Below are 23,056 nucleotides of genomic sequence, written 5' to 3' on the forward strand. Positions count from 1 at the left end.
CGACAGCAGCTTACGCTGCACGAATATGCAACAAACTTTATATTAGCACAGGAATTGCCGTGTTGAGAAATTTTGCGTTTCTAGACGATGCATATGCACTCTTGCCGTGCTATTTTTGGCAAAATAGCGGAAGGACAGCAGTCTCCCAACAACGCTGCCATAGAGCACCTTCGTCCACTTGTTACCTTACCTTCTCTTACAATACACTCTGCTCTACGTGTGTTTCAGCAAACTTCGGCGGGTTGAACCAGTTGCCTGCGGATGCCCATGTCGGATCAAGCGGAATCCATTGACCGGAATCCGGCACATACACCTGATTCCACGCATGCGGACCATATCCGCCTTGACCGTTATATCCAAGCCCAGTCACAACGCGTACATCGATCCCCTGCGAACGTGCCATCACGGCATACAAACGAGCATAATCAATACATACGCCCAGCTTCGTTTCAAATGTATCTTCCGGTGTCTGTTCATGCCACACGCCGCGCTGCTCGTAATCTGCCACCTTGCCGTAATCATAGCTGACCCGTGAGCCTACCCAGTCATACAGCAGCTTGGCTTTTGTTTCCGTATCGGTCGTATTGCCGACAATCTCGGCAGCTGCCTGCTCGATATTATCTGGAATACTGCGATCCACTACATCATATTTACGCTGGAAAATGCCAGTCAATTCCTGCTCCACAGCACTGGTGAAGACGGGTAGCGTATTTTTGACAAAGGAGCCAGTCAGCGGCTGCACCACCGACTTGACCGTACCGCTGTATAATGACGATGCTTCTACATATGATGACCATTTGTTGTTGGGATACAGGCTGACCGCGATGAACAGAATTACGATCACAATCGCGCCGCGCAGCACCCCATTGAGCAAGCCAACCAGCCCACCAAGAATGCGGCTCACCCAGCCTGCGCGCTGTCCTTCCGTAGGAACCGGACCGCGGCGCAGACGTTCTGGAATAAGCAATACTGCCAGCAATGAAAAAGTGATATTGGCTACAACATAGCTCAACATGAACAGCACAGCGAAGCGTAGCAGCGAAAATTCCGAGATCAGGTAAATGGCAGAGTAGTACATTTCCCACCACCACTGCAAATCGCCCTCTGGTACAGAGTTGGATATTTGTTCCGCCCGTGATTGCACATAAGGGGAAACGAACAGCGCAAACGGCGCCGCCAGCAGCAGCGCCAGTACCGTTAGCAGCGTACGTCCTGCCCACGAAAATAGACGTCCTGCCGAACGGCTTGCTCCGCTACGGACGCCTTGCAGCACCGAGATCAATACAATGACATACAGCAGGCAGGAAACCAGACTGCTGTCAAACCACGCTGCAATATCCTTTATTTCCATGTATGTCCTCCTCTAACGTTGCGGTCTGTATACCGCTTGCCAGCATCCTGTATGATTGATCCATCACCTGAAATCATAGTAACTATCATGGTACTAATCAACCTCATTTGCTTGCTGCCGTGTTTTGCTTCGCTTGGGTAATAACGGATTGAATCGTACTATTTACATCCCATTCGCCCAGCGGTACGCCACGGAAAGTCATGCTAACCTTGCCTGCGCCCGGCTCGCCGCTAAACTCAATATTGTCCGACTTCACCGTATATGTGCCGTCTCCATTTTGGATAAAGCGCGCATCCTTGGCTTCATTTTTCATCACATCTAGTGCCTGATCACGCAAGGCGCCGACTGTCTGATCGGTCACATTGGTAACGGTATCGCGAATCTGATCCAGCGAGATTCCGCTGTAAATACACACCGCTGCTACGATAATAATCACGATGAGCCATTTGATGACCGTTTTGACCAGATTGATCACAAGAAACAATATAATCAGGGCTACCAGAATAATGAGCCAATTCTGCCTGAAAAATTCGCTCCATACTTGCCAATCCATGCGTATAACCTCCAGTATGCGTCTTTCTATGTTGTCTGTATGATGTATTTTCATCCATGATGTTATTCAGCAGCCAGCTTTTTGGCTAGTCTATAGTATAACCGAAGTATACCTGCGATGTCAGCAGTCGCCTTGCCATCGTAGGATGCCGTGGATGCAGCTCTAAACATGTCTATTTTGCATCCTTTTGCCGCAATCCTTTACAATCTTAGACAGAGGTGATTCCCCTGATTCATATTATCGTAGAAGGTAAAAATGATCGCAGTAAGCTGCGCCGCGTGCTACAACCGGATGTACAGATTTTGTGCACCTTTGGCACGCTGAACTCGCAAAAGCTAGAAAAGCTGCGCAAGGAAGTGGGACAGGATGAAGTATACCTGTTTCTAGACAATGATTCCTCCGGTCGCAAAATTCGTGGCGTGCTGAGCGATGCCTTTCCAGACGCGACACATCTGTATACTCGCCGCGGATATGCCGGTGTGGAAGGGACGCCGGATGAATATGTGGCAGCACAGCTAGAAAAGGCAGGATTGGACGAATATATTATCTACCCTGCTCCGCCTTTTTAACGTTTTATATTGTGTATCTTTTTGATGCCATATATAGAGTACGTAGTAACGTCATGAATTAAAATGCCTGTCATATGTCACATGTCGTCCTATACTGAAAACTGCCGCAGCGAATACTCACTGCGGCAGTCAGAATCGTTTGTAAGCCGACACGGTTGCCTACCAACCATATAACTCAGCGATGCACTGTATCAATGATCATCAGAATAAAGCTGAGCGTCAGATAGTTAATCGAAAAGATAAATGCCGTTTTCGCCCAGCGATCCGTATCCTGTTTCCGAAGACCAGCTACTGCCATCAATAGCCACACTACCGACAATACTAATGAAGTGATCATATAGATCAAACCGGTATAGCCATAGCTGTACATCAGAATCGGCACCGGAATAAGCAATGCGATATACGGCAACATCTGGTACTGCGTACGGCGAATACCTTTGACAACAGGTAAAAGTGGAAAGCCTGCTGCGCGGTATTCTTCGACCCGACGGATGCCTAGCGCCCAAAAATGCGGCGGTTGCCACAAAAACAGCATCGCAAATAGCAGCCATGCACCCATATCAATCTGCTGGGAAACTGCTACGTATCCGATCACCGGCGGCATCGCGCCAGATATGCCACCAATGGATGTGCTCCAAGTAGAGCTTCGCTTGAGCCACAAGGTATAGATAACGATATAGACAAACATACCCAGTACGCCAAGTGCCGCTGCCAGCAGCCCGGAGAACACGGATAGGACAGTTAAGCCCAAAATGCCAAGCCCAATCGCATACCATAACACAATGGTCGGCGACAGACGGCGCGTCGCCAATACGCGGTCACGCGTGCGCGCCATTTTCGTATCCAGCTCGCGATCCCAGTAATTGTTGAATACACACGACGATGCCATCACCAGCATCGTTCCGAGTAACGTCCATAACAAATGTCCAAACTGAATATGCCAGCCGGAGGCAAGCCAGAAGCCGCCAAAGGTAGCAATCAGATTGGAGCGCAAAATGCCCGGTTTGGTTAGCGCGATGAAGTCTCGCCAGCCTGCACCCTGCTCGCTTGGAGCTGGAGCGTTATATAGGGGGGAATCCGGTATGGTAGAATAGCCCGGTTGTTTATCCAAGGAAACTCGTTCCTCCTTCATATTGAGTTGTCTGCAACCGATGATTACAACATGGGCTGCTCATAAAAAAGGTTCACCTTTTTCACTGCCTATGCGGAATAGGAAGAGGAAAGGTGAATCTCTATAAACCCGTACAAATCGCCTTATCCACTTTATCATACCTGACTGTAATTGTCTTTGCCTTTGTTTAGGGGGCATGACGATTATGACAATTTGTTGAAAGATGGTGATTTTAATCTGAGTTTCACGTTTTTGCTAACTGGTTATGGTAAACTACAGGCGAAATGAAGCAAAGCCTATGCGTCATTGCAAAATTGGAATTGCATACGAGAATAGACGCCGAATGACTAAGGAGAGAATATTCAATGGATACTGCCACCCATTTTGCCATGGGGTTTGGACTTGCCGGACTCGCTTATGTGGACCCTGTTGTCGCTTCCGACCCCAGTCTAGCGATTGCGGTCATGGTTGCAACGATCATTGGTTCGCAGGCACCGGATTTTGATACCATTTTACGTTTAAAAGATAATGCTACGTATGTACGCAATCATCGCGGCATTACGCATTCCTTGCCATTTATGGCGCTCTGGATTGCGCTCATTGGTGGCGGCACTTCGCTGCTGCTGCATCATGAAGGCTTCTGGCACATTTTATTATGGACTGCGATTGCGGTGGTACTGCATGTATTTACCGATTTGTTTAACACCTACGGAACGCAGGCGGTACGCCCGTTTAGCGAAACTTGGATTTCATGGAATATTATTAATATTTTTGACCCATTTATTTTCGGTGCGCATATTGTAGCGCTGCTGCTGTGGGTGACAGGATTGATTCCGCCTGCACCGCTATTTATTACGCTGTACTCTACCATTGCTGTCTATTATGTATGGCGGACGACGACACACTGGTATTTGACCCGCAAGGTGGAGCGTATCGATATTGAAGACGGACGTTCGACAGAACCGGATGGACATTATGTGCTAATCCCGACCATTTCACTGCGTCGTTGGCATGTCGTTCATGCCAAAAAAGACGGTAGTTATCGAGTAGGCTGGTATAGCCCTGATAAATTGATCTGGATCGATGCGGTAGCGTCGATGGATCATCCAGCCATTGAAGCGTCCCGTCAGCATCGAGATATTCGAGCGCTGCTGTACTTTTCATCGTATACCATTTCTGAGGTAGAGCAGACAGCAGGCGGTTACATTGTACGCTGGGCGGATGTGCGCTATCGTCATCGTCGCCAGTACCCGTTTGTAGCGGTTGTGGTAATGGATAAAGAGTTTCATGCGATTGATTCGTATGTAGGCTGGCTGAGTCCTGATAAGATGAATGAGCGGTTGAGTGTGCATGTTGGGTAGATGTGAGGAAAGGCCGAAATGATTTGGCGGGGTGACATCCATCACTGCGGGAAGGAATAAGGGAACGGCACTCCGATGGAGCCGCCTCATGTTCAGCTTTCACACAGTGGTGCGGAGTAGGATTTAAACCATGAAACCCGCTATGTAGTAGAAGTAAGTTTTGTATTTTGAATTTAATGTTTATGTATTCAATTCTTTTATGTGTTCAATTTTTGTTTTATTAGTTTATTGGTTTGTTTGTCTATTGATAGATAGTAAGTATTGGAGACTTCATATTTTCAAAAAAGCCCTGATTGGTTTCACAGCTGGAGTGCTGGGAACCGGATCAGGGCTTTTTGGTGTTTGGTTTTTACTGTTTTTACAGTTTTATGAGAGTATTAATTGGAAAATAGTTTTTCGGCGTCGTCTAGTGCCATGCGGTGTCCTAGGGATGAATAGTCTAGCCATTTTTGGCCATCGAGCATGTAGACGTGTTTTTCTTTAACGGCTTTGAGGTTTTGCCAGACTGGGTTTTTCTCTAGTTCGTCGAAGGTAGCTTTGGCTTCGTTGCCTTTGCTGATGATGACAAAGATGGCATCGGCGTTGTAGTCGGGCAGTACTTCTTTGGAGATGACAGCAAATGGTTCATCGGTAGAGATTTGTTTGACCATGTCGGGTGCTTGCAGCTTCAGGTCAGTGTACATGATGGGTCCAAGTGGACGAGCGGTGCTCATGACGCGCAGTTCTTTAGCGGTTGCGCGGATTGCCATGACTTTGGCATTGTCGCCCAGTTTGCTATGGATCAGGGTGCTGACTTCGTTAGCTTTTTGTGTGTATTCTTTGATGAATGCATCGGCTTTATCAGTCAGACCCATGTGTCCGGCAATTTTCTTTAGATGATCCTGCCATGTGCCTTCGTCCATGTTGATGGAGATGGTGGGTGCAATTTCCTCGAATTTGGCAAGATCTTTGCCAGAAATGGATTCGTCGATATAGATAACATCTGGATTCAATGCCAGCAGTGCCTCCATATCAGGATCATCCGCTTTGCCCAGCTTGGTTGTGCCTTGCAGACGATCCGCTACATGTGGCAAGAAGTCTTTGACATCACCGCCAATAACTGAACCTACCGGTTGAATGCCCAGTGCGAGCAGATCGTTAGTAACGTGGATGGACAATGAAGCGACACGCGCGTCCGCGGTATGTGTAATGTTTCCATTTTCGGTTTTTACTTTAGACGACGTGTCACCCGAAGTGCTACCTTCAGTCGTGCCTGAGCTTTGACCACATGCTGCCAGCAGGGCAACCAGCAGTCCCAATACGATCAATAGATTAAACTTTTTCAACATGTCTCTTACTCCTCCAAATGAATGCTTGTTTATTTATCATGGTCTTGCATGTGTTCAAAATTTACTGCGGAATAGCAAATACAAAAAGTACGGTCCGCCAATCGCCGATACTACTACACCCGCAGGCACAGCATTAGGCTGGAAAATAGAGCGTCCGATCGTATCAGCAAGCAACAGAATAACCAGACCGATCATGCCTGCTGCGGGCAAAAAATGCTTGTGCTGCGCACCGGTCAGACGACGGGCAATATGGGGCGCTACTAGACCGATAAAGCCGATTGAGCCAACCATCGCCACACTAGCGCATGACAATGCAACTGCCAATAACAGCAATTCGATGCGACTACGATTCACATGGCCACCTACTCCCCATGCCAGCTCATCGCCAAGTGCGAATACATCCAGTCGTGACGAACGATAGTAGACCCAAGGTACGATCAGTACAATCCACGGCAATAGCGTCCACACATGAATCCAGTCGCGCGCCCATACACTGCCCGCCAGCCAGGTAGCCGTAAAGCTATACGTATCTTCATCCAGCCGCAACGATAATAGCAGTGTCAGTGCGCTGATACCCGCCGCTATTGCAATACCGACCAGAATGAGCCGAATGGGCAGCAGCCCACGTCTGCGGTCATATGCAAGTATAAAAATAACTAGGGCGGTCAGCGTACCGCCAATAAAGGTAAACACCGGAATCCAGATCGATGATGAGCCTTCTAATGTACGAAAAAAAGAAACGTACACAATCAAGCCCAAGCCAGCTCCCGCATGAATGCCCAATATCCCCGGATCAGCAAGCGAATTGCGCGATGTTCCTTGCAAGATTGCACCAGCGATGCCAATGCCAATACCAGCCAGCATCGTAATCAGAATACGAGGCAGCCGATACTCAAACAAAATCAACTGCTCTTGCCTGCTGCCTGCTCCAAATAAAGTCGAGAGTACGCGCAGCGGAGATAAACGAATCGTACCGGTATTGAGACTGATCAGCACAACGAGCACTGACACGACGAGCAGCAGCAAACTAACAGTCCACGCCCGACGTGCTTTTTTCGTCTGTACATTATGTATATCCATCACAGCCCCCTCCCTTCTCGGCGCGCCAAATACAGGAAGAATGGAACACCGACCATCGCCACCATCGCTCCAATCGCGAATTCACGAGGTGGCTGCACCATTCGCGAAGCAAAGTCTGCCCATACAAGCAGAATCGCTCCCAGCAAGGCGGAAAATGGAATCACCAATCGGTAATCGACACCGATCAAGCGTCGCGCCATATGCGGCACAACCAATCCAACAAAGCTGATTGCTCCCGCTGCTGAAACGGATACACCTGCCAGAATCACCACAGCAATCAGCGCTAGGACCTTGATCCATCGTACTCGCACACCTAGATTAACCGCAGACTCCTCTCCAAGCGCCAGAAAGGTAATCGGTCTCCCGAGCGTGATTGTCCAGATCGTCGTCAGTACAATGATTGGGACAAGCAGCTTCAGCTGCGACCAGCTAATGCCGCTGACACCACCTGCATACCAGAACGCTAGATCCTGACTCAGATCATAATAGATGGCGATTCCAGTACTCAGCGAATGCAGCATCGCCGCAATGACCGCTCCGGCAACGGTTAGCTTCATGGAATTCAATCCGCCCGGTGTCGATGCGCCTAGCACAACGATCAATACCGTCGCCAATGCCGCTCCGACAAAGGACATCAGCATGAGTGACGAATACGATAGGGCTGGCAGAAATGCAAAGCTCAACGCTACGACCAATGAGGAACCGGCATTAATACCTAGTACGCCAGTATCCGCCATCGGATTCCGTGTAACACCCTGCATGATCGCCCCGGCTACCGCAAATGCCATGCCTACCACGATCGCTCCAATCACGCGCGGCAACCGCAGATTATAAATAATCTGATCTGCCGTTGCCGCAGGATTATAATGAAAAACCGCCGACCATACAGCCGACAGTGTTAATTCTTTGGCTCCATACGAAATGGCAAAAAAGACGGACAGCACTAGCCCGGCTACCGCACAGGCAAACCAGATGCCTGTTTTCAGTTGTTTGTGTAATCCACTCAAAGCATACCGCCGCTTTCTTCCAATTAATAGTGAGAATCATTATCATTATAACATCGTTATTATAACGCATTCCCGACATTTGTATATAGTCCATTCTGTCATTCGTTTGGCTTGACCATCTTCTGAAACTACGGCAAAATAGAAAACAGAAGCCTTGTAATACGCTTACATGACTTCTGTTTCCAGATTCCTATGATATGCTGTTGTGACGTTGGAATACAAAAAGCAGGTGTTCGCCGATCTTCCATGGGATACATCGACGCACACCCGCCTTTATTTATCTTATTTCTTTCAGGAGGCTGTCATCGCTATGAGCAAGATTCTTTCCGCCTGGTTCGCCTTTTCTTCCATTATTCTGCTGTTGTTCTGTGCTGTTGCTATTTCGTATTCCGCTTGGCTTGCAATTTTGCTCGGTGTACTCGCTATCGGCAATATCGGCTGGGGTTTTGTGATCAAAGCGAAACAACAACGCCGTAGTGGCAATCACCCCGCCTAACAGAAACGAACTTCACAAAACCTCTTGCCTCATTACATTACAGCTGTGTTGGCTGCTTATCGTGATGCAGGCAGAAAGCCCATTTTTTCTTTTACGCCAGTCAATATTTTCTCTGCCGAGGCTTGCGCACGTTCCGCGCCTTGGCGGAGAATATCGCGTACTTCGCCAGATTCACGGATTTCCTTGTAGCGCTGCTGCAATGGTTCCAGACCGGCAACAACCACTTCCGCCAATTCCTTTTTGAATCCTCCATACATTTGACCTTCAAATTTGTCAGCTACCTGTGCCAGACTCAAGCCTGAGAATTGCGAATAAATCGTCATCAGATTGCTCACTTCCGGTTTGTTTGCCGGATCATATTGCACTTCGCGTCCAGAGTCCGTCGTTGCACGGCTGAACTTTTTGCGAATGACATCTGGTGGGTCGAGGATCGCAATGTAGCTACCTGCATTGGGATTACTTTTACTCATTTTTTTGCTAGCGTCGTCCAGCGACATGATGCGTGCACCCACTTCTGGGATATACGGATCAGGAATCGTGAAATATTCGCCAAACCGATGATTAAAGCGTGCTGCCAGATCGCGGGTCAGCTCCAAATGCTGCTTCTGATCGTCGCCTACTGGCACAAGATCAGCGTTGTACAACAGAATATCTGCCGCCATCAGTGCTGGGTAGACAAACAGACCAGTACCGATATTTTCTTTACCTGCGGATTTATCCTTAAACTGGGTCATACGTTCCAGCTCGCCCATCGAAGCGAGCGTCGTCATAATCCATCCCAATTCCGCATGCTGCGGCACATGCGATTGCATGAAAATATTCGATTTGGACGGGTCCAGACCTGCGGCAAGATACAGGGCGGCAACCGATTCGGATGCTTCGCGCAGTGCTGCCGGTTCCTGAGCAACGGTAATTGCGTGCAGATCAACGACCATAAAGTAACAGTTATATTCATTTTGCAGTTGAACAAAGTTCTGGATGGCTCCAATATAGTTACCGATGGTCAACAGACCGCTCGGCTGGATGCCGGATAATACAGTTTTCATGCTTGTTTCCTCCCTTATTGTTGACTTGCTGGGCATACAGTGATGTGCATCCTATATACCAATCGTGTTTAGCCGACATATAATCGCGGCAGAGACACTGCTTAGTTGCTGTACCAACTACGCTTGCGATGCACGCTATGCAGTTATGATTGATATAAGCCAAATGCTGTACTGTAGCTTGCAAGCCTTGCTAGTATTGCCGCTTTGAAACGTTGTACGTCAGTGCAGTTACATCTCAAACTTCGTACTATTATATGTACAGCGCGTCCAAATGGTCTGCCCATTGATCCGCCTGCACCATCATCGGATATGGGCAAACGCAAAAAAGGCCCACATCCTGCAAGGGACGTGTGACCGTGGTGCCACCCTTATTTACCGGAACAGAAAATACTACAACAGACAGCAAACACTGCGTTTTACAACAATCGCAGCAATCTGTGCGCCTACCTGCCTTTTATCACGGCAAGTACACAACAGCGTAACATATACGCTGTCCCGTTCGTAACCACTGCAACCCAGCAGTTCTGATCCGGCCTTTATGCCACGTTAACGGCGGGCTGCCGGCCGGCATACTGAGGACGATCGCTGGGCAATCTCCGCTTCAACCTAGCACTCCAGAGTCCATTCGGCAAACCATCTTCACCGGTTTCCATCACCCACCGGCTTTCTGTAGAAGCATTCTTCTGCCTACTCTTCTCTATCATCGTTTTCAAATATTGAGAAAGAATACGTATAAAAAATACGTGTTCTTTGAAACTCATCATAATTGGCAAATCGTCAAATGTCAAATCGCTTTTTGCCTAAAAAATCTGGTATGATAATGATAATATTTTTGCACTTTATTTGTTCTGCAAGAGGAGGAAGGAGCCGCGCAATGACAGTTAGCAAAGGAACGTGGAACCAGTACGAAACCTATATTCTTAAAAGCAAACAGCTCGAAGTCACGCTGCTGCCCAAGCTTGGCAACAATGTAATCGGACTGCGCGATATGCAGGAGAATCGTGAGATTTTGCGCCGCCCTGAAGAAAGCGAACTCGATTTTTATTTGCAAAAACCCTACCACTTCGGCATGCCGATGTTAATGCCGCCGGGACGTATCCGCCGTGGACATTTTGAATTCGACGGTGTGGAATACCAGTTTGATCAAAATACAGCCAACGATAACCATATTCACGGCTTGCACCGTACGCAATCATGGCGTGTTGCCGATATTGATGAAAGCGAAGATGGCTGCCAAATCACCACCGAGCTGCTGACTGCCGACGATCCCAACTGGATGCGTCAGTATCCAACACCGCTCAAGCTAGAAATGACCTTGCAGCTACAGGGAACCTCCCTTATGCAGCGTCTGAAAATCACAAATTTAGGTGAAAATTCTGCGCCATTCGGGTTCGGACTGCATACTTGGTTTTTGCTAGATGGCGAGCCAGAGCGCTGGACATTGAAAATTCCGGTCAGCAATCAGCTGTTGCAGGATGAAGAGCAGATTCCAACTGGCGAAGTGGTACCGCTGAATGAGTGGGAAGAACTGAATACTGGCATGAATATGCAGCATCGCAATTGGGATAATCTGCTGCGCATTGGCGATAAACGTCCCGTAAGCGCCGAGCTCAAACGCGATGACGGCTATGGTTTGCGCTATTCTGCTGATCCTGATTATTTTAAATATTGGGTACTGTACACCAAAGGTGAAAGTGACCAATTTCTGTGCATCGAGCCTTATACCAGCCTACCTGATGCGCCAAATTCGACGCATCCGCGCGAATTTATCGGGCTGATCGAACTGCATCCGGGTCAACCGGTAGAACTAAATTTGCAGCTGGATGTGATTGAGAAGTATACACAACTGTAAAGATACATGGACATGCTATGGTATAACTCAGATTCCAAGCAACAAAAAAAGCGATTCCATTAGGAGCCGCTTTTTTTTGTTATCCATTGTTCCATCCCAGTGCACTAGGTATGTGGCTCAATCGGGCCGAATAGGAATATAAATTAATATAATGGCATGAATCATGATGCCTGTTCCGGTTCAATGGCAGTTTTGCTTATGTCGCTTAGTTATGATATTTGTGGTCAATCGTTATGATAGTTTCTTATTTTACTACTTACTATAGTGTATCTAATTTACTTCTGAATGATTGATGCTTGTAGGTATTACTATTGTTATCTGCATCCACTTGCTGTACTTTGGATTACTTCTCACTGCTTAGTGTACTTCTTAACTTTTTAGTGTTCCTAATCGCAAACTAGTTGTTACTCTACGTTTCTTGCTATTTCATTGCTTGAACTATACCCCATCTTAACTACCCTGTAATGCTATCTTTATTACTGACTTCTCACCGTTCGCTACATTACATCGACGGTGCACATACTGGCTAATCACGAAAATTCTGCATTTGCCTCGTTGTATGTAGCTCTTGAATATCGAATCATGTGGTTCGCCATGTTATAGTTGGATTCGATAACCGTATCAACCATGATCAATCCTTTGGATACAGCGAATTCATAACTGAGTTCTCCGTGTGTCCAGTGGTTTTTGAATTTTAGCGATTCAATTGCCATTTGGCGGAAAGATTTGATTTGCATTGCCGTCAAACCATCCTCTGGACCGTTCCATTCTCCATTTCTACCGCTGATTGGGTTGTGCTTAATACCAAACTTGCCAATCATGTTGTTGCGAATCTGTACGAATACCGTTCCAGAATCCAGATGCGCCAGCTCATTCTCCAGTTCTTTGAATACAATGTCTATTTGTCTGGATAACGAAGGCAAATCATTCTTAGGCATTTCTTCCCCTTCCTTTCTCTGTCAATCATGTAAATTCAGGACTTCGGACTCATTATATGGTGATTATGAAGTAGTGGCAAGTAAATATTCTATAAATAGTTATAAAGAACTATTATTCGACAAATTTCACTGTTTTATATTCCAAAAAACTACAGGATCTAAGCTAAATATAGCGTTTTTAATCTTGCGCATTTATGCAAACTAAAGCTTCTCTTTTATACATATTTAGTATGGTGTAAAATGATTTTTGCGTTGTACAGATCGGCTAAGATTGAATAGAAGCTCATGGATTGCATAGATATTCCATCTGCAACTCAATTTATTGCTGTATCCGATCGGCAGTCATGTCTAGGAATACATTCATATCAGCGATGCTTGCATCAACTGCACGTTGACAGCGTTATCATTTTTGTTTAAGGTAAAGCTACAAATGACAGGGTTGTAACGGCGAAAGCGGGCAAAACCTGACATATGGTTCCTTTATGAAGCTCCTTGCGATGCAAAGCGGGCTGCGTGAAGATCGGCCATTTGTTAGTGTTAAGCCCGCTTTTTTTGTCGTACATTCCTAAGAGGGAGGCTGTAATCGATATGAATTGGGTGAAAAAAGGAATCGTTGCTGCTATAGCGGCGGCACTGGGAGCTAGTAGCTTTGCATATCCAGCAGTGGCTGCAGATGATGCAGCTAAGGTTCACATTACCGGACAAGCGCATGTAGGCGATGCAGGAACGATGGTAACATCGTTCGATATTGAGGTAAGTGATCCTGCGCACTATAGGGATCTGACAGCAGGCGATTTTGATATCACAGGCAATTATGATGGCTATCCACTCAACGTGAAGGGTGAAGTCGTACAGAACAACTATGCCGATGATGAATTAAACGTATCCATGCAGGGACAGTTGATCCACCTGAATTTTAGACCGTTTCTCTATAAAGGCGGCTCCATCGAAAAGTTTGCTGTGAAAAATAGTCGATTCCCAGAGTTGTCCTTTACAGCGGATGACGTGAGCCAGCTTTCGATTCAAACGGTAGATGATTTTAAACCAGGTGTGATCACCTCTAGTGATGGTGAATCATTACCGTATCGCTTGAAGCTTAGCTCCTCTGCTGGTCCTCGTCCACTCGTCGTATGGCTTCATGGAGGTGGCGAAGTAGGCACAGACAATATAAAGCAGTTGACCGAGAACCGTGGCTCGACCACTTGGACAGAGTCTGGCAAGGATACTTCTGTGCTAGCGGTACATTATCCACAAAACTATGACTGGGCCATCTATGATAAGCCAGATCAACTAGCCAAAATGCAGCAGTATTTTACGATGCAGCAGCAATTCATCCAGCAGCTCATAGCTGACGGCAAAGTCGATCCGAATCGCATCTATGTAGCTGGCGTGTCCAGCGGTGGCGGCGGTGCCTTCCGCTTTCTGATGCAATACCCTGATTTGTTCGCTGGCGCAATCGTGATCGCCGCTAAAGATACCATTGCTGATTATAAAGGCTCAGTGGATGCCTTCAAAACTGCGCTGAAATCACTTGTACATACGCCAATCTGGATCGTGCATGCCGAAAATGATCCGATCACTGATAGTCGTACAAGCAAGCTGGCATATCAGGCATTAACAGAGCTTGGATCGACACAAGTGAAGGAAACACTGTATAGCGATGCCTTTATGGATAGCCAACGCTTCTATGGTGCGATGAAGCACTGGTCGTGGGTACCTGCCTTTCATGATCAGAGCATGATGGATTGGCTGTTTGCTCAGCACAAAACAGGCGACACTACAGCAGCCGACTCCAGCAATACACCTGCTGGTAATTCATCCAATACCCCAATCACCAGTACACCGATCACTAGAGCAGAGCTTGCAGCTTTACTCCGTGCAGCAATGAATGATACCACTCTAGTTTCTACAGCAGCAACACGCTATACGGATATCGCTAATGTCCCACAGAAGGATGCTATCCAGGCTGTGACCGCGGCTGGCTGGATGCGCGGGGTAGGAAAAAAGCAATTTGCCCCTAATGCAGCAGTCACACGAGCACAGCTAGCCGTCATCGTGGCAGCATGGCTTAAGCAGGTAGACCCAAGTCAGCAGGTCGCTACTACAGGATATACTGATGTCCCCCCACAACATTGGGCGTATACAGCGACACTTGCTGTCAAGCCACTGAGCATACTACCAGGTACCTCAGAAAAGTTAGAGCCAGTTAAAACGGTATCTACAGCAGAAGCGACTCAGCTTATCACAGCGCTCACTACCTATGCTAATAACATGAATAAGCAATAATCGGGTAACCCTAACTTTATATGATTATTGCGTAAATGATGATTCTCACCATGCTACACTTTCAGCCTCTTCTTAGTTCCTGTTATCTCTTATTGGTCTTTAATCGTTCTGCCTCGCGCTTGCAATCACCACAGCTAAATTACCAGCTCATCAAAAAGCGACTACCAGATAGGTAGTCGCTTTTTCACTCGCTTCCCTGCTGAAGTCTACTTGCTAAAGTAGTCTACAGGATTCATCTTCTAGCATGTACTCTTATTCTACGTTCGCTTTACTGTATGTAACTCTTCGATACCGAATCATGTGGTTAACCATGTTATTGTTAGATTCAATGACGGTGTCAACCATACTCAAGCCTTTACAAACAACAAACTCGTAGCTGATCTCGCCGTGTGTCCATTGGGGTACTATCATGATCAACATAAAAAGGAAGACGCTCACGCGCCTTCCTGCATACTGCATACTTCACTGTTATTCTTTATTTGCACTACATAATGCTTGTAGAAATTATTATTAATATTATGATTCATCCTATGGCAGTACATCTATATTAATAAAGAAATCCTATAGTTTCTTTTCCCTTTCAGAAAAAACGTCCTTTTAGGAACAAGCATGCTCCTCTGTCATTTCCAGGAACAGCTTCACATCGGCAATACTCACATCGACAGCGCCCTGCCAGAATTCTGGTTGAGTCAAATCGACACCAAGATGCTTCTGCGCCAGATCTTCTACCGTCATGCGCCCTGTATCGCGCAGCAACGCATCGTAACGTGCAGCAAAGCTTGGACCTTCCTGCTGAGCCAGCGCGTAGATGCCAGTGCTGAACAGGTAGCCAAAGGTATACGGGAAGTTATAGAACGGAACCCCTGTTTTATAAAAGTGGAGCTTGGACGCCCAGAAGTGTGGATGATACGACGACAGTGTATCGCAAAATGCTTCGCGTTGCGCATCTTCCATCAATTGATTAAGCTGGTCGCTGCCAACCATACCAGAACGACGTTGCTCGTAAAAGCGTGTTTCAAACAGGAAGCGCGCATGAATATTCATATAAAAAGCGATGCTACGCTGAATTTTATCTTCCAGCAGAGACAACTTTTCTTCCTCATTGGAAGCGCCTTTTACCAGTGAGTCAGCAACAATCATTTCAGCAAAGGTAGATGCTGTTTCCGCGACATTCATTGCATATTGCTGACTGAATGCAGGCAGATCGTTCATCACATGCTGGTGATAACCATGACCTAGTTCGTGCGCAAGTGTCGATACATTGGATGCTGTACCGCTATACGTCATGAAAATCCGTGTTTCCTTGCTTTGCGGCAGCGATGTACAGAAGCCACCTGGACGCTTGCCTGCACGGTCTTCCGCTTCAATCCAACGCTGATCAAATGCTTTGACTGCAAAGTCTGCCATGTCAGGATTGAATTTGCGGAATTGCTCTACAATCAGCTCAGCGGCATCATCATAGCTGACTTGACTATCCACATTTCCGATAGGCGCATCCACGTCATTCCAGCTTAGTTTCTCCACACCTAGCACTTGGGCTTTGCGCTCTAGATATGATACGAAGATCGGTTTGTTTTTTACAATGACATCCCACATTGTATCCAGTGTTTGTTGGGACATGCGGTTAATCTGCAATGGCTCTTTGAGTACGCTGTTCCAGCCGCGGTTATCATACAACTTGAGACGAAAACCGCCCAAGTGATTGAGCGTATCGGCGCAGAAATCCTCTACTCCTGTCCATGCTTCCTCCCATTTGCGGAACATGTCTTCACGTACGTCGCGGTCGGTATCGTTCATTTTGTTGGCAGCTTGTCCGGCGGATAACTGTACCGTTTCGCCATTTTGTTCAAATGGAATGCGGACATGACTGACGATGGTATCGTAAAAATCGCTCCAACCGTGGTATCCGTCGACTGCCAAGCCGAGCGCCAGACTTTCCAGTTCCGGTGTCATTTTCTCGCGTGCCAGACTGCGAATTTCATGTAGGAAAAAGGAAATCGGCTCTACTTCTGGACGTTTGATCCATTGTGCGAATACGTCATCCTCTGTATTCAGCAGCACACTCTGGAATTGTACAAACAGACTTTGCAAACGTGCGGACAGATCGCCTAGCGATGCCGACAGACGTACCGCCTGCTTGTCATTCTGATCCTGCGCCGTCAAACATCCTGCAAAAGAGGAAGCTTCACGCAGACGGATACGAGCATGCTGCAACTGTTCCAGCAAGCCGTCAAATGCAGTGGATTCTTCTACTGTGTTCGGAGCAGACACGGTTTTGACCTGTTCAGTTAGGCTTGTAATATCTTCAGCCAGCTGCTGCAAATGTTGCTGTAGTGGTTCCGAGCTAGAGCCTCCAGCAAAGATCGGTTCCAGATTCCAGGTTTGGTTGAGCGGATGGTTCATGATGACATCACCTTTCTGTGTGAGTTTGCAGATAGACCACCTTGGGTCCATATGTACCATAGGGTATAGACACCTTTAATAGGCAGGTATCTATGTCAAATAGTTGGCGTAGATCTTGCTGTCATAGTGTGATGAAACAAGCATAGATCTCCCATCGCCAAGTGGGTATAACTATAGTATACTCTAATTCAACACTATTTTGGTATGGAGGAGGAAGCCTGACATGCGACCATTGCAAATTTCAGCCGACACCGCCGTCAAGCTGGCAGAGAAGCTGAATATTCCGCTTGAACAGCTGATGCACATGCCTCAGCATATTTTAATGCAAAAATTGGCTGAACTAGCCAAGGATGAACAAGGTGACTCATCTCAATGATTCCGTTCAACCAGGCATGGCCTTACGATATTATGATGAACGATGTATATATTCAGGAGTGTCCATTTTGCAGAGCGGAAAATGTACTACTGCCGATCAAGCCGAAGGAGCTGGCAACGATCCACAGCGGTAAAAAAAAGCTGCTTGTGTTCCCATGCTGTAGCAATCGGGTGACGTTGTTGGATAGCGACAGCGATTATTTGCTGACCGATGCTGTATTGCGCTAAGCTTGCGACTGTTGATTAGATGATCCTTTCATGAATCGACATTGTGCTTGCTATTCAATGAAGCTGGTCTACATGATAGGTGTAGTAGATGTGCCGTCTAGTATGGATCATGTATATACCATATCCGATGTACCTTGCTACGATAGATCATTTGCATTCTATTGAGGCGATTATACAAAAAAACAGGCTTTGACTCGCATATTGCGTGTTCAAAGCCTGTTTTTTTGTATATCATGTCCCTACGTGCCATGCTCTTTTATATCATGCTTTTACATGTCATGTTCTTGTATGTCATGCCCTCTAGGTTAGAGCTATCTATCCTCTAGCTTGTATTCGCTTCATTCCACTGCATCGATCCACGGAATCCAATACTACGGTATCTAAGCCTGATACGATCATACATGGAAGCGTTGAATGACCTGATTCAGCTCAAGTGCCAAATTCCGCAATTCTTGCGATAGACTTGCGATAGACTTGATACTTCTTCCATCAAAGCCAGCTGCTCCTCCGAAGACAAGCGCGCTTTGTTGGCGCTAGCGGATGAACGGGAAGCTACCGAACCAAGCTGTGTTAAGGAAGCAGCAATCTGATCGCTGCTGGCAGACATCTGCTCTGAAGCTGCGGATACATCATATACTTGTCCCGATACCTGCTGAATAGACGATACGATTTGGCGGAAGGTAGATGCAGCCATATCCGACATTTCTGCACCTTTTTTGGCTACATCGACCGATTCCTCGATAGAGGTAACCGCCTGCTCGGTATGGGTTAGAATACCTTTCAAAATGGAATCGATCTGATCGGAGGACTCTTTAGAGCGACCTGCTAGCTTGTGAATCTCCTGCGCTACTACTGCAAACCCTTTACCAGATTCGCCTACTCGAGCCGCTTCAATCGAGGCGTTCAATGCTAGCAAATTGGTTTGTTCCGCAATCTCACGGATAAAGGACATAATTTCCTGAATGCTACTATTGAGCTGTTGCAGCTCGTGCAGAACAGTAACAGTTCCCGACATATTGTGCTCAATTTTGTGCATTTGCTCAACCATAGTGACAATTTCTACTTCGCCCTTACTAGCGCGTGAAGTAGCATCGGAAGCCAGTTCGGCTACGACCTGTGTCGATTCGGCAATGCGTCGGATGCCAATCGCCATCTCCTCAATAGACGTTTGGCTCTCATGCGTCGCTTGTTGCTGCATCTCCGCCCCAGATGACACTTCCAGCATCGACTCAGTAATTTCCTGCGATGCTTCGGTCGTTTTCTCGGCACTAATCTGCAAGTCCGCCGCCGAGCGCGTCACATTGGTAGAGGTCGATTGGATACCGCGAATCAGCTGCTGCAAGCCGCCAATCATATCGTTAAATGCCTGCGCCGTATGCCCGATCTCATTGTTGCTTTTGACGGTCAAATTGACAGTCAGATCACCGTCCGCTGCCAGCTTGGATACGGCAGCCAATTTTTGCAGCGGCTTGAGTACAATACGTACCAAGATGATCAGCACACCGATTAAAATCGCAGCGATCAGGAAGCCTACACCCAAACTGTACAGCAGCATGTGCATCTGCTCCTGCTTGACTGTGGATGCTTCCAAATCCAGCCCGAAAATCGCCAGCGGGCGACCGCTATCATCTTTGATCATATTCAAGTACGTTACCCATGTGCCTGCACTGTCTGTATAAGGCTCAGTCAACGCTGTGCCTTGTTGAAATACTTGCGTATATGCACCTTGCACATCCGTTGGAATTTCATACTCTGCACCCGGTAGCATTTGCATATCGTGCAATGCTTGATTCGCTTGCAGCTCTTTTAAGATTTGTTTGCCGTCCCGTTCGGTAATATCTGTAGAAAATATATATGCGTTCGTAACCGAAGCTGTTCCGACCATCGCATCCAATTGTCGCTTCAAATCCGTCAGCTGTTGAGATGAAGGTTGATCACTTGCTTGTAGCTGCTGTAACCCTTGTTGCATTTCGCTGCTGCTCAATTGAAGCTGACTCGAAAATGCCTGCCCAACCTGCCTAATTTCTTCATCATATGCCGTCTGACTTTGTTTGTAGTTGAGCAAGCTCATACCAACAATCAAAGCCAATAGAATGATGGCAATCAATGTTGAACTGGTAAAGACTAGACTTCTGTTCCGAAAATACTTTGGCATAATGATAGTCTCCTTTTTCTTATACCTTGTCATCAGCTATATCGGTAGCAAGAAAGCAATCATGTATATTGCGAATAGGAGAATTCTCATTTTTGTTCATGACAAATAAAACCGTATCCAGCAAGGCGGGTTAGCCTGCAAGATACGGTTTAGGAATGGTGCATCATTATTCATTCTCTTTCATTTCGTCAGGCAGATCGTGATTTTTTGCAAGCATCTGCTCACGCAGCACGACCCACTGCTCACGCGAAGCACGAATCATCGCGGAGTCGGTAATACGCTGATCATTGATGACGCGCGAGAACCATTTGACCGCTTCATTAAATAGACCCAACCGTCGGTGCAACTCACCGATTAGGAACATCAGTCGGGCATCACTGCCACCGATACTTTCCAGCTCATATACACGGATGTAGGACTCCATGCAATATGTTAAAAAGCGCAACTCCTGCTCCGTCTCGCCGTTATAACGATGAAGCCAAGCGATATGATGCAAAAAGCTGGCGATAATGCGTTCCCGGTCGCCGATCGTCTGTGCGCACATGAGAGCAAGCTTGTACGTTTCCAGTGCCTGCTCACGTGTACGATGACCACCCATATCGCGTTTGGCAAGACGATTGCCGATTTCGGTCATAAACTTCTGCTTGTGCGCTGCACTAAGCGTTGCCATCGAATTTTCCGTAGAAGCAAAGCCGCAGTGTGGACAAACACGTACCACGTAGAAATCAGGATTCTCGTGTTGGTAATAGGCGCAAAAGTCAGAATCGCGACGCGAAACGCGCTTCAGGCTAGGACGCACGCGGCTCGTTTGAAACGTTTCCTCGCACTGCGGGCAATGGACGGTGATTTGATATAGCGGTTCTAACTGTATGGAATCCTCCATCTGTACTTCTTCCCCCACCATTTATTTATAATTCCGCATCCTGACGATGCAGAACTCAATGACTGTTCACAAAATGATGCGCCGGACCAGACAAACGGTCGACGACAAACTCACGTAGCTCATCCTGAACGCCAATCTCTAATAGCGCGGCATTCATGCAGGCAAGCCAAGCGTCCGCCTTTTCATTGGTGATCGGAAAAGGCATATGCCTTGCCCTCATCATAGGATGACCATACGCATCAGAGAACAACGATGGACCACCAAAAAACTGTGACAAAAACATATACTGTTTCTCCATCACAGGTCGAATATCTTCTGGAAATAAAGGACCGATCAATGGGTCCTGCTGTACTTTCGGATAAAAAGCCTCCACCAAACGGCGGACACCTTCGGCACCGCCAAGCAGCTCATAAAGGGATGCACGAGTATTCAAAGCGTATCGCCAACTTTCCTTACGTTGTTGCCCAAAGTATACCATAGTTACCGGATCAGTGGGATGCGCGTTGTCGAAATTTCTGCTATCTCGCGATCAACAACAATGACGACATATAAAAAAGGACGCTAACTCAATGTTTAGCGTCCTTTTGCAGCGCATTGTATACTATACGCTACGTCTATAGGTTCAGGTTCGACAAGTAGATTCACATTGCTTATACTGCCGACTTGCTGGCAGTTCTTCATTCAGCCTATACGTCATAACAACGGATTTCAGTACATGCTGCCGTCTTCTTCCCCCGGTTGCGCGAAAGAGGATCGGATGACATATACAAAACCACACACTAGAAGTCCGGAAATAATACTTACACCCATCATGATCACTCCAATTCTTGAATGTGTTGTTGACTGCCGACGGTTGATTACGGTTAACTTATGGTTTCATTTTACCATACTGAATATAAAATAGTACCCTTTTTGTAAGCGTTTACTTTAACAATTAGATTACAGGCTCTTTACAAAAGCTTGTATTATTGCGATTTTGTTGCACAACGCTAACGAATGTCAACTTTTGCCTGTTAACTGGCTTTCTATCTAGGATTTATAGCAGCATCCTATCAATCTAACTAACCAAAAAGATTGTGTTCATTGCCAGAATTGATTATCATCAAAAGGGAGCAGGTTAACGATTCTGGATAAAGGAGCTTCCCTAACTTGAGATACTATGTACTGGATCGCGGAGACCAATTATCGATTGAACTGAGTGAACGGTTTCATAAGCTGGCTGCCGGATATGGCTTTCAGCTGGATGCGGAATCGCCGGAAATTGTTGTTTCCATCGGTGGAGATGGCACGATGCTGCACGCTTTTCATACGTTTATTGACCATATTCCCGATCTTGCCTTTGTCGGCATCCATACCGGTCATCTGGGCTTTTATGCTGACTGGAAAGCGGATGAGCTGGAAGACTTGGTAAAATTCATGGCAGGTGAAGTCAGCGAAGAGGATGACACCAATCCGAAGATTGTAAAATATCCGCTGATTGATCTGGAGATTCACGCCAAAAGCGGAGTGTCCCGTTATACGGCACTGAACGAGTTTACGTTGAAAGGGCTGGATGGCACGACCATCGTGGCACAGCTGGATATTAATGATGAGATTTTTGAAATGTTCCGTGGCGACGGAATCTGTATCTCTACCCCTTCTGGCAGTACAGCCTATAATAAGGCACTTGGCGGGGCGATGGTGCATCCAACAATTGAAGCGCTACAAATCGCCGAAATCGCATCCATCAACAATCGGGTGTATCGTACACTCGGCTCATCCATGATGCTGCCGAAGCATCATCACTGCGATATTCACTCACGCAAGCAGCAGCGTTTGCAGCTGACTGTGGATCATCTGAATATTCCGATTGAAGATCTAATCTCAATCCGTTGTCAGGTATCGAATATTCGCGTCAGCTTTGCTCGCTATCGCCCTTATCCGTTCTGGAATCGGGTACGGCAGTCGTTCCTCGGCTAAGCCAATAGCGGCAAATAGGATGCGATACAGCATTCCAATAGTATAAATACCAAAAAAGCCTTCCCTGCGCCAACC

General features: G+C 46.9%; 20 protein-coding genes and 1 other annotated feature. Of the genes, 8 read left to right on the top strand and 12 right to left on the bottom strand.

The genetic code is table 11. From position 1 onward, the window contains the following. Nucleotides 1-196: 196 nt before the first annotated feature. Nucleotides 197-1,351, bottom strand: a complete 1,155-nt coding sequence (locus ABXR35_RS17285; RefSeq protein ID WP_367063212.1) for a transglutaminase-like domain-containing protein — start codon at nt 1,349-1,351, stop codon at nt 197-199. Between the two features lie 103 nt (nt 1,352-1,454). Next, complete coding sequence (locus ABXR35_RS17290) at nt 1,455-1,904, bottom strand: ATPase (protein ID WP_367063214.1); 450 nt, start codon at nt 1,902-1,904, stop codon at nt 1,455-1,457. Between the two features lie 227 nt (nt 1,905-2,131). Here ABXR35_RS17290 and ABXR35_RS17295 point away from each other — a divergent pair, with 227 nt between their 5' ends. Beyond that, entirely contained in the window at nt 2,132-2,473 is a 342-nt protein-coding gene (locus ABXR35_RS17295; protein ID WP_367063505.1) for a toprim domain-containing protein, read from the top strand. A gap of 175 nt (nt 2,474-2,648) precedes the next feature. On the opposite strand, the gene cyoE is transcribed toward ABXR35_RS17295, so the two are convergent. Continuing rightward, entirely contained in the window at nt 2,649-3,557 is a 909-nt protein-coding gene (gene cyoE / locus ABXR35_RS17300) for a heme o synthase (RefSeq protein ID WP_367063506.1), read from the bottom strand. Between the two features lie 392 nt (nt 3,558-3,949). Here cyoE and ABXR35_RS17305 point away from each other — a divergent pair, with 392 nt between their 5' ends. Further along, nucleotides 3,950-4,945 carry a metal-dependent hydrolase gene (locus ABXR35_RS17305; protein WP_367063216.1) on the top strand — a complete coding sequence of 332 codons (996 nt, stop codon included), beginning with the start codon at nt 3,950-3,952 and terminating at the stop codon, nt 4,943-4,945. Between the two features lie 377 nt (nt 4,946-5,322). On the opposite strand, the gene ABXR35_RS17310 is transcribed toward ABXR35_RS17305, so the two are convergent. Genes ABXR35_RS17310 through ABXR35_RS17320 form a run of 3 tightly spaced genes read right to left on the bottom strand, consistent with a single transcriptional unit; the run spans nt 5,323 to nt 8,360 of the window. Beyond that, nucleotides 5,323-6,273, bottom strand: coding sequence for an ABC transporter substrate-binding protein (locus ABXR35_RS17310; protein WP_367063218.1), 951 nt, complete (start codon nt 6,271-6,273; stop codon nt 5,323-5,325). Nucleotides 6,274-6,327: 54 nt separating this feature from the next. Continuing rightward, the gene (locus tag ABXR35_RS17315) at nt 6,328-7,353 is read right to left on the bottom strand and encodes a FecCD family ABC transporter permease (RefSeq protein WP_367063220.1); all 1,026 of its coding nucleotides are present in this window, start codon (nt 7,351-7,353) and stop codon (nt 6,328-6,330) included. Beyond that, nucleotides 7,353-8,360: a FecCD family ABC transporter permease gene (locus ABXR35_RS17320; RefSeq protein ID WP_367063222.1), complete on the bottom strand. Its 1,008-nt coding sequence runs from the start codon at nt 8,358-8,360 to the stop codon at nt 7,353-7,355. The genes ABXR35_RS17315 and ABXR35_RS17320 overlap by 1 nt, the downstream gene beginning before the upstream one ends. A gap of 310 nt (nt 8,361-8,670) precedes the next feature. Here ABXR35_RS17320 and ABXR35_RS17325 point away from each other — a divergent pair, with 310 nt between their 5' ends. After that, nucleotides 8,671-8,856 (top strand): hypothetical protein, encoded by a 186-nt coding sequence (locus tag ABXR35_RS17325; RefSeq protein ID WP_367063224.1) that lies wholly within the window; start codon nt 8,671-8,673, stop codon nt 8,854-8,856. A gap of 56 nt (nt 8,857-8,912) precedes the next feature. Here ABXR35_RS17325 and trpS read toward each other — a convergent pair whose 3' ends face one another. Continuing rightward, on the bottom strand, nt 8,913-9,902 hold the full coding sequence (trpS, locus tag ABXR35_RS17330; protein ID WP_367063226.1) for a tryptophan--tRNA ligase: 990 nt from the start codon (nt 9,900-9,902) through the stop codon (nt 8,913-8,915). 339 nt (nt 9,903-10,241) lie between these two features. After that, nucleotides 10,242-10,615, bottom strand: a binding site (T-box leader). A 161-nt stretch (nt 10,616-10,776) separates the two neighbouring features. Here trpS and ABXR35_RS17335 point away from each other — a divergent pair. Continuing rightward, on the top strand, nt 10,777-11,754 hold the full coding sequence (locus ABXR35_RS17335; RefSeq protein WP_367063228.1) for an aldose 1-epimerase: 978 nt from the start codon (nt 10,777-10,779) through the stop codon (nt 11,752-11,754). A gap of 530 nt (nt 11,755-12,284) precedes the next feature. Here ABXR35_RS17335 and ABXR35_RS17340 read toward each other — a convergent pair. Then, a complete protein-coding gene (locus ABXR35_RS17340; protein ID WP_367063230.1) occupies nt 12,285-12,692 on the bottom strand; it encodes an O-methyltransferase in 408 nt (135 codons plus the stop codon). 588 nt (nt 12,693-13,280) lie between these two features. On the opposite strand from ABXR35_RS17340, the gene ABXR35_RS17345 reads away from it, so the two are divergent. After that, the gene (locus ABXR35_RS17345; RefSeq protein ID WP_367063232.1) at nt 13,281-14,978 is read left to right on the top strand and encodes an S-layer homology domain-containing protein; all 1,698 of its coding nucleotides are present in this window, start codon (nt 13,281-13,283) and stop codon (nt 14,976-14,978) included. A gap of 597 nt (nt 14,979-15,575) precedes the next feature. Here ABXR35_RS17345 and ABXR35_RS17350 read toward each other — a convergent pair. Then, nucleotides 15,576-17,381: a M3 family oligoendopeptidase gene (locus ABXR35_RS17350; RefSeq protein ID WP_367063234.1), complete on the bottom strand. Its 1,806-nt coding sequence runs from the start codon at nt 17,379-17,381 to the stop codon at nt 15,576-15,578. 223 nt (nt 17,382-17,604) lie between these two features. Between ABXR35_RS17350 and ABXR35_RS17355 the strand changes: the two genes are divergently transcribed. After that, nucleotides 17,605-17,757 (top strand): YycC family protein, encoded by a 153-nt coding sequence (locus ABXR35_RS17355; protein WP_367063236.1) that lies wholly within the window; start codon nt 17,605-17,607, stop codon nt 17,755-17,757. Next, a complete protein-coding gene (locus ABXR35_RS17360) occupies nt 17,754-17,984 on the top strand; it encodes a hypothetical protein (protein WP_367063238.1) in 231 nt (76 codons plus the stop codon). The genes ABXR35_RS17355 and ABXR35_RS17360 overlap by 4 nt, the downstream gene beginning before the upstream one ends. A gap of 424 nt (nt 17,985-18,408) precedes the next feature. Here ABXR35_RS17360 and ABXR35_RS17365 read toward each other — a convergent pair whose 3' ends face one another. The 3 genes from ABXR35_RS17365 to ABXR35_RS17375 all read right to left on the bottom strand — a co-directional run bounded on the left by ABXR35_RS17365 (nt 18,409) and on the right by ABXR35_RS17375 (nt 21,455). After that, nucleotides 18,409-20,139 (bottom strand): methyl-accepting chemotaxis protein, encoded by a 1,731-nt coding sequence (locus ABXR35_RS17365; protein ID WP_367063239.1) that lies wholly within the window; start codon nt 20,137-20,139, stop codon nt 18,409-18,411. 166 nt (nt 20,140-20,305) lie between these two features. Continuing rightward, complete coding sequence (locus ABXR35_RS17370) at nt 20,306-21,022, bottom strand: DUF2225 domain-containing protein (RefSeq protein ID WP_367063241.1); 717 nt, start codon at nt 21,020-21,022, stop codon at nt 20,306-20,308. A gap of 55 nt (nt 21,023-21,077) precedes the next feature. Continuing rightward, nucleotides 21,078-21,455: a globin domain-containing protein gene (locus ABXR35_RS17375; protein WP_367063243.1), complete on the bottom strand. Its 378-nt coding sequence runs from the start codon at nt 21,453-21,455 to the stop codon at nt 21,078-21,080. A 716-nt stretch (nt 21,456-22,171) separates the two neighbouring features. On the opposite strand from ABXR35_RS17375, the gene ABXR35_RS17380 reads away from it, so the two are divergent. Continuing rightward, nucleotides 22,172-22,981 carry an NAD kinase gene (locus ABXR35_RS17380; protein WP_367063245.1) on the top strand — a complete coding sequence of 270 codons (810 nt, stop codon included), beginning with the start codon at nt 22,172-22,174 and terminating at the stop codon, nt 22,979-22,981. The last annotated feature ends 75 nt before the right edge of the window (nt 22,982-23,056 follow it).

It is taken from the genome of Paenibacillus sp. JQZ6Y-1 (genome assembly GCF_040719145.1).
Lineage (GTDB): Bacteria > Bacillota > Bacilli > Paenibacillales > Paenibacillaceae > Saccharibacillus > Saccharibacillus kandeliae.

Coding starts and splice junctions, on each gene's coding strand:
- ABXR35_RS17285 (WP_367063212.1), bottom strand. CDS start 1,351: ATGGAAATAAAGGATATTGCAGCGTGGTTTGACAGCAGTCTGGTTTCC.
- ABXR35_RS17290 (WP_367063214.1), bottom strand. CDS start 1,904: ATGGATTGGCAAGTATGGAGCGAATTTTTCAGGCAGAATTGGCTCATT.
- ABXR35_RS17305 (WP_367063216.1), top strand. CDS start 3,950: ATGGATACTGCCACCCATTTTGCCATGGGGTTTGGACTTGCCGGACTC.
- ABXR35_RS17310 (WP_367063218.1), bottom strand. CDS start 6,273: ATGTTGAAAAAGTTTAATCTATTGATCGTATTGGGACTGCTGGTTGCC.
- ABXR35_RS17315 (WP_367063220.1), bottom strand. CDS start 7,353: ATGGATATACATAATGTACAGACGAAAAAAGCACGTCGGGCGTGGACT.
- ABXR35_RS17325 (WP_367063224.1), top strand. CDS start 8,671: ATGAGCAAGATTCTTTCCGCCTGGTTCGCCTTTTCTTCCATTATTCTG.
- trpS (WP_367063226.1), bottom strand. CDS start 9,902: ATGAAAACTGTATTATCCGGCATCCAGCCGAGCGGTCTGTTGACCATC.
- ABXR35_RS17335 (WP_367063228.1), top strand. CDS start 10,777: ATGACAGTTAGCAAAGGAACGTGGAACCAGTACGAAACCTATATTCTT.
- ABXR35_RS17340 (WP_367063230.1), bottom strand. CDS start 12,692: ATGCCTAAGAATGATTTGCCTTCGTTATCCAGACAAATAGACATTGTA.
- ABXR35_RS17345 (WP_367063232.1), top strand. CDS start 13,281: ATGAATTGGGTGAAAAAAGGAATCGTTGCTGCTATAGCGGCGGCACTG.
- ABXR35_RS17350 (WP_367063234.1), bottom strand. CDS start 17,381: ATGAACCATCCGCTCAACCAAACCTGGAATCTGGAACCGATCTTTGCT.
- ABXR35_RS17355 (WP_367063236.1), top strand. CDS start 17,605: ATGCGACCATTGCAAATTTCAGCCGACACCGCCGTCAAGCTGGCAGAG.
- ABXR35_RS17360 (WP_367063238.1), top strand. CDS start 17,754: ATGATTCCGTTCAACCAGGCATGGCCTTACGATATTATGATGAACGAT.
- ABXR35_RS17365 (WP_367063239.1), bottom strand. CDS start 20,139: ATGCCAAAGTATTTTCGGAACAGAAGTCTAGTCTTTACCAGTTCAACA.
- ABXR35_RS17370 (WP_367063241.1), bottom strand. CDS start 21,022: ATGGAGGATTCCATACAGTTAGAACCGCTATATCAAATCACCGTCCAT.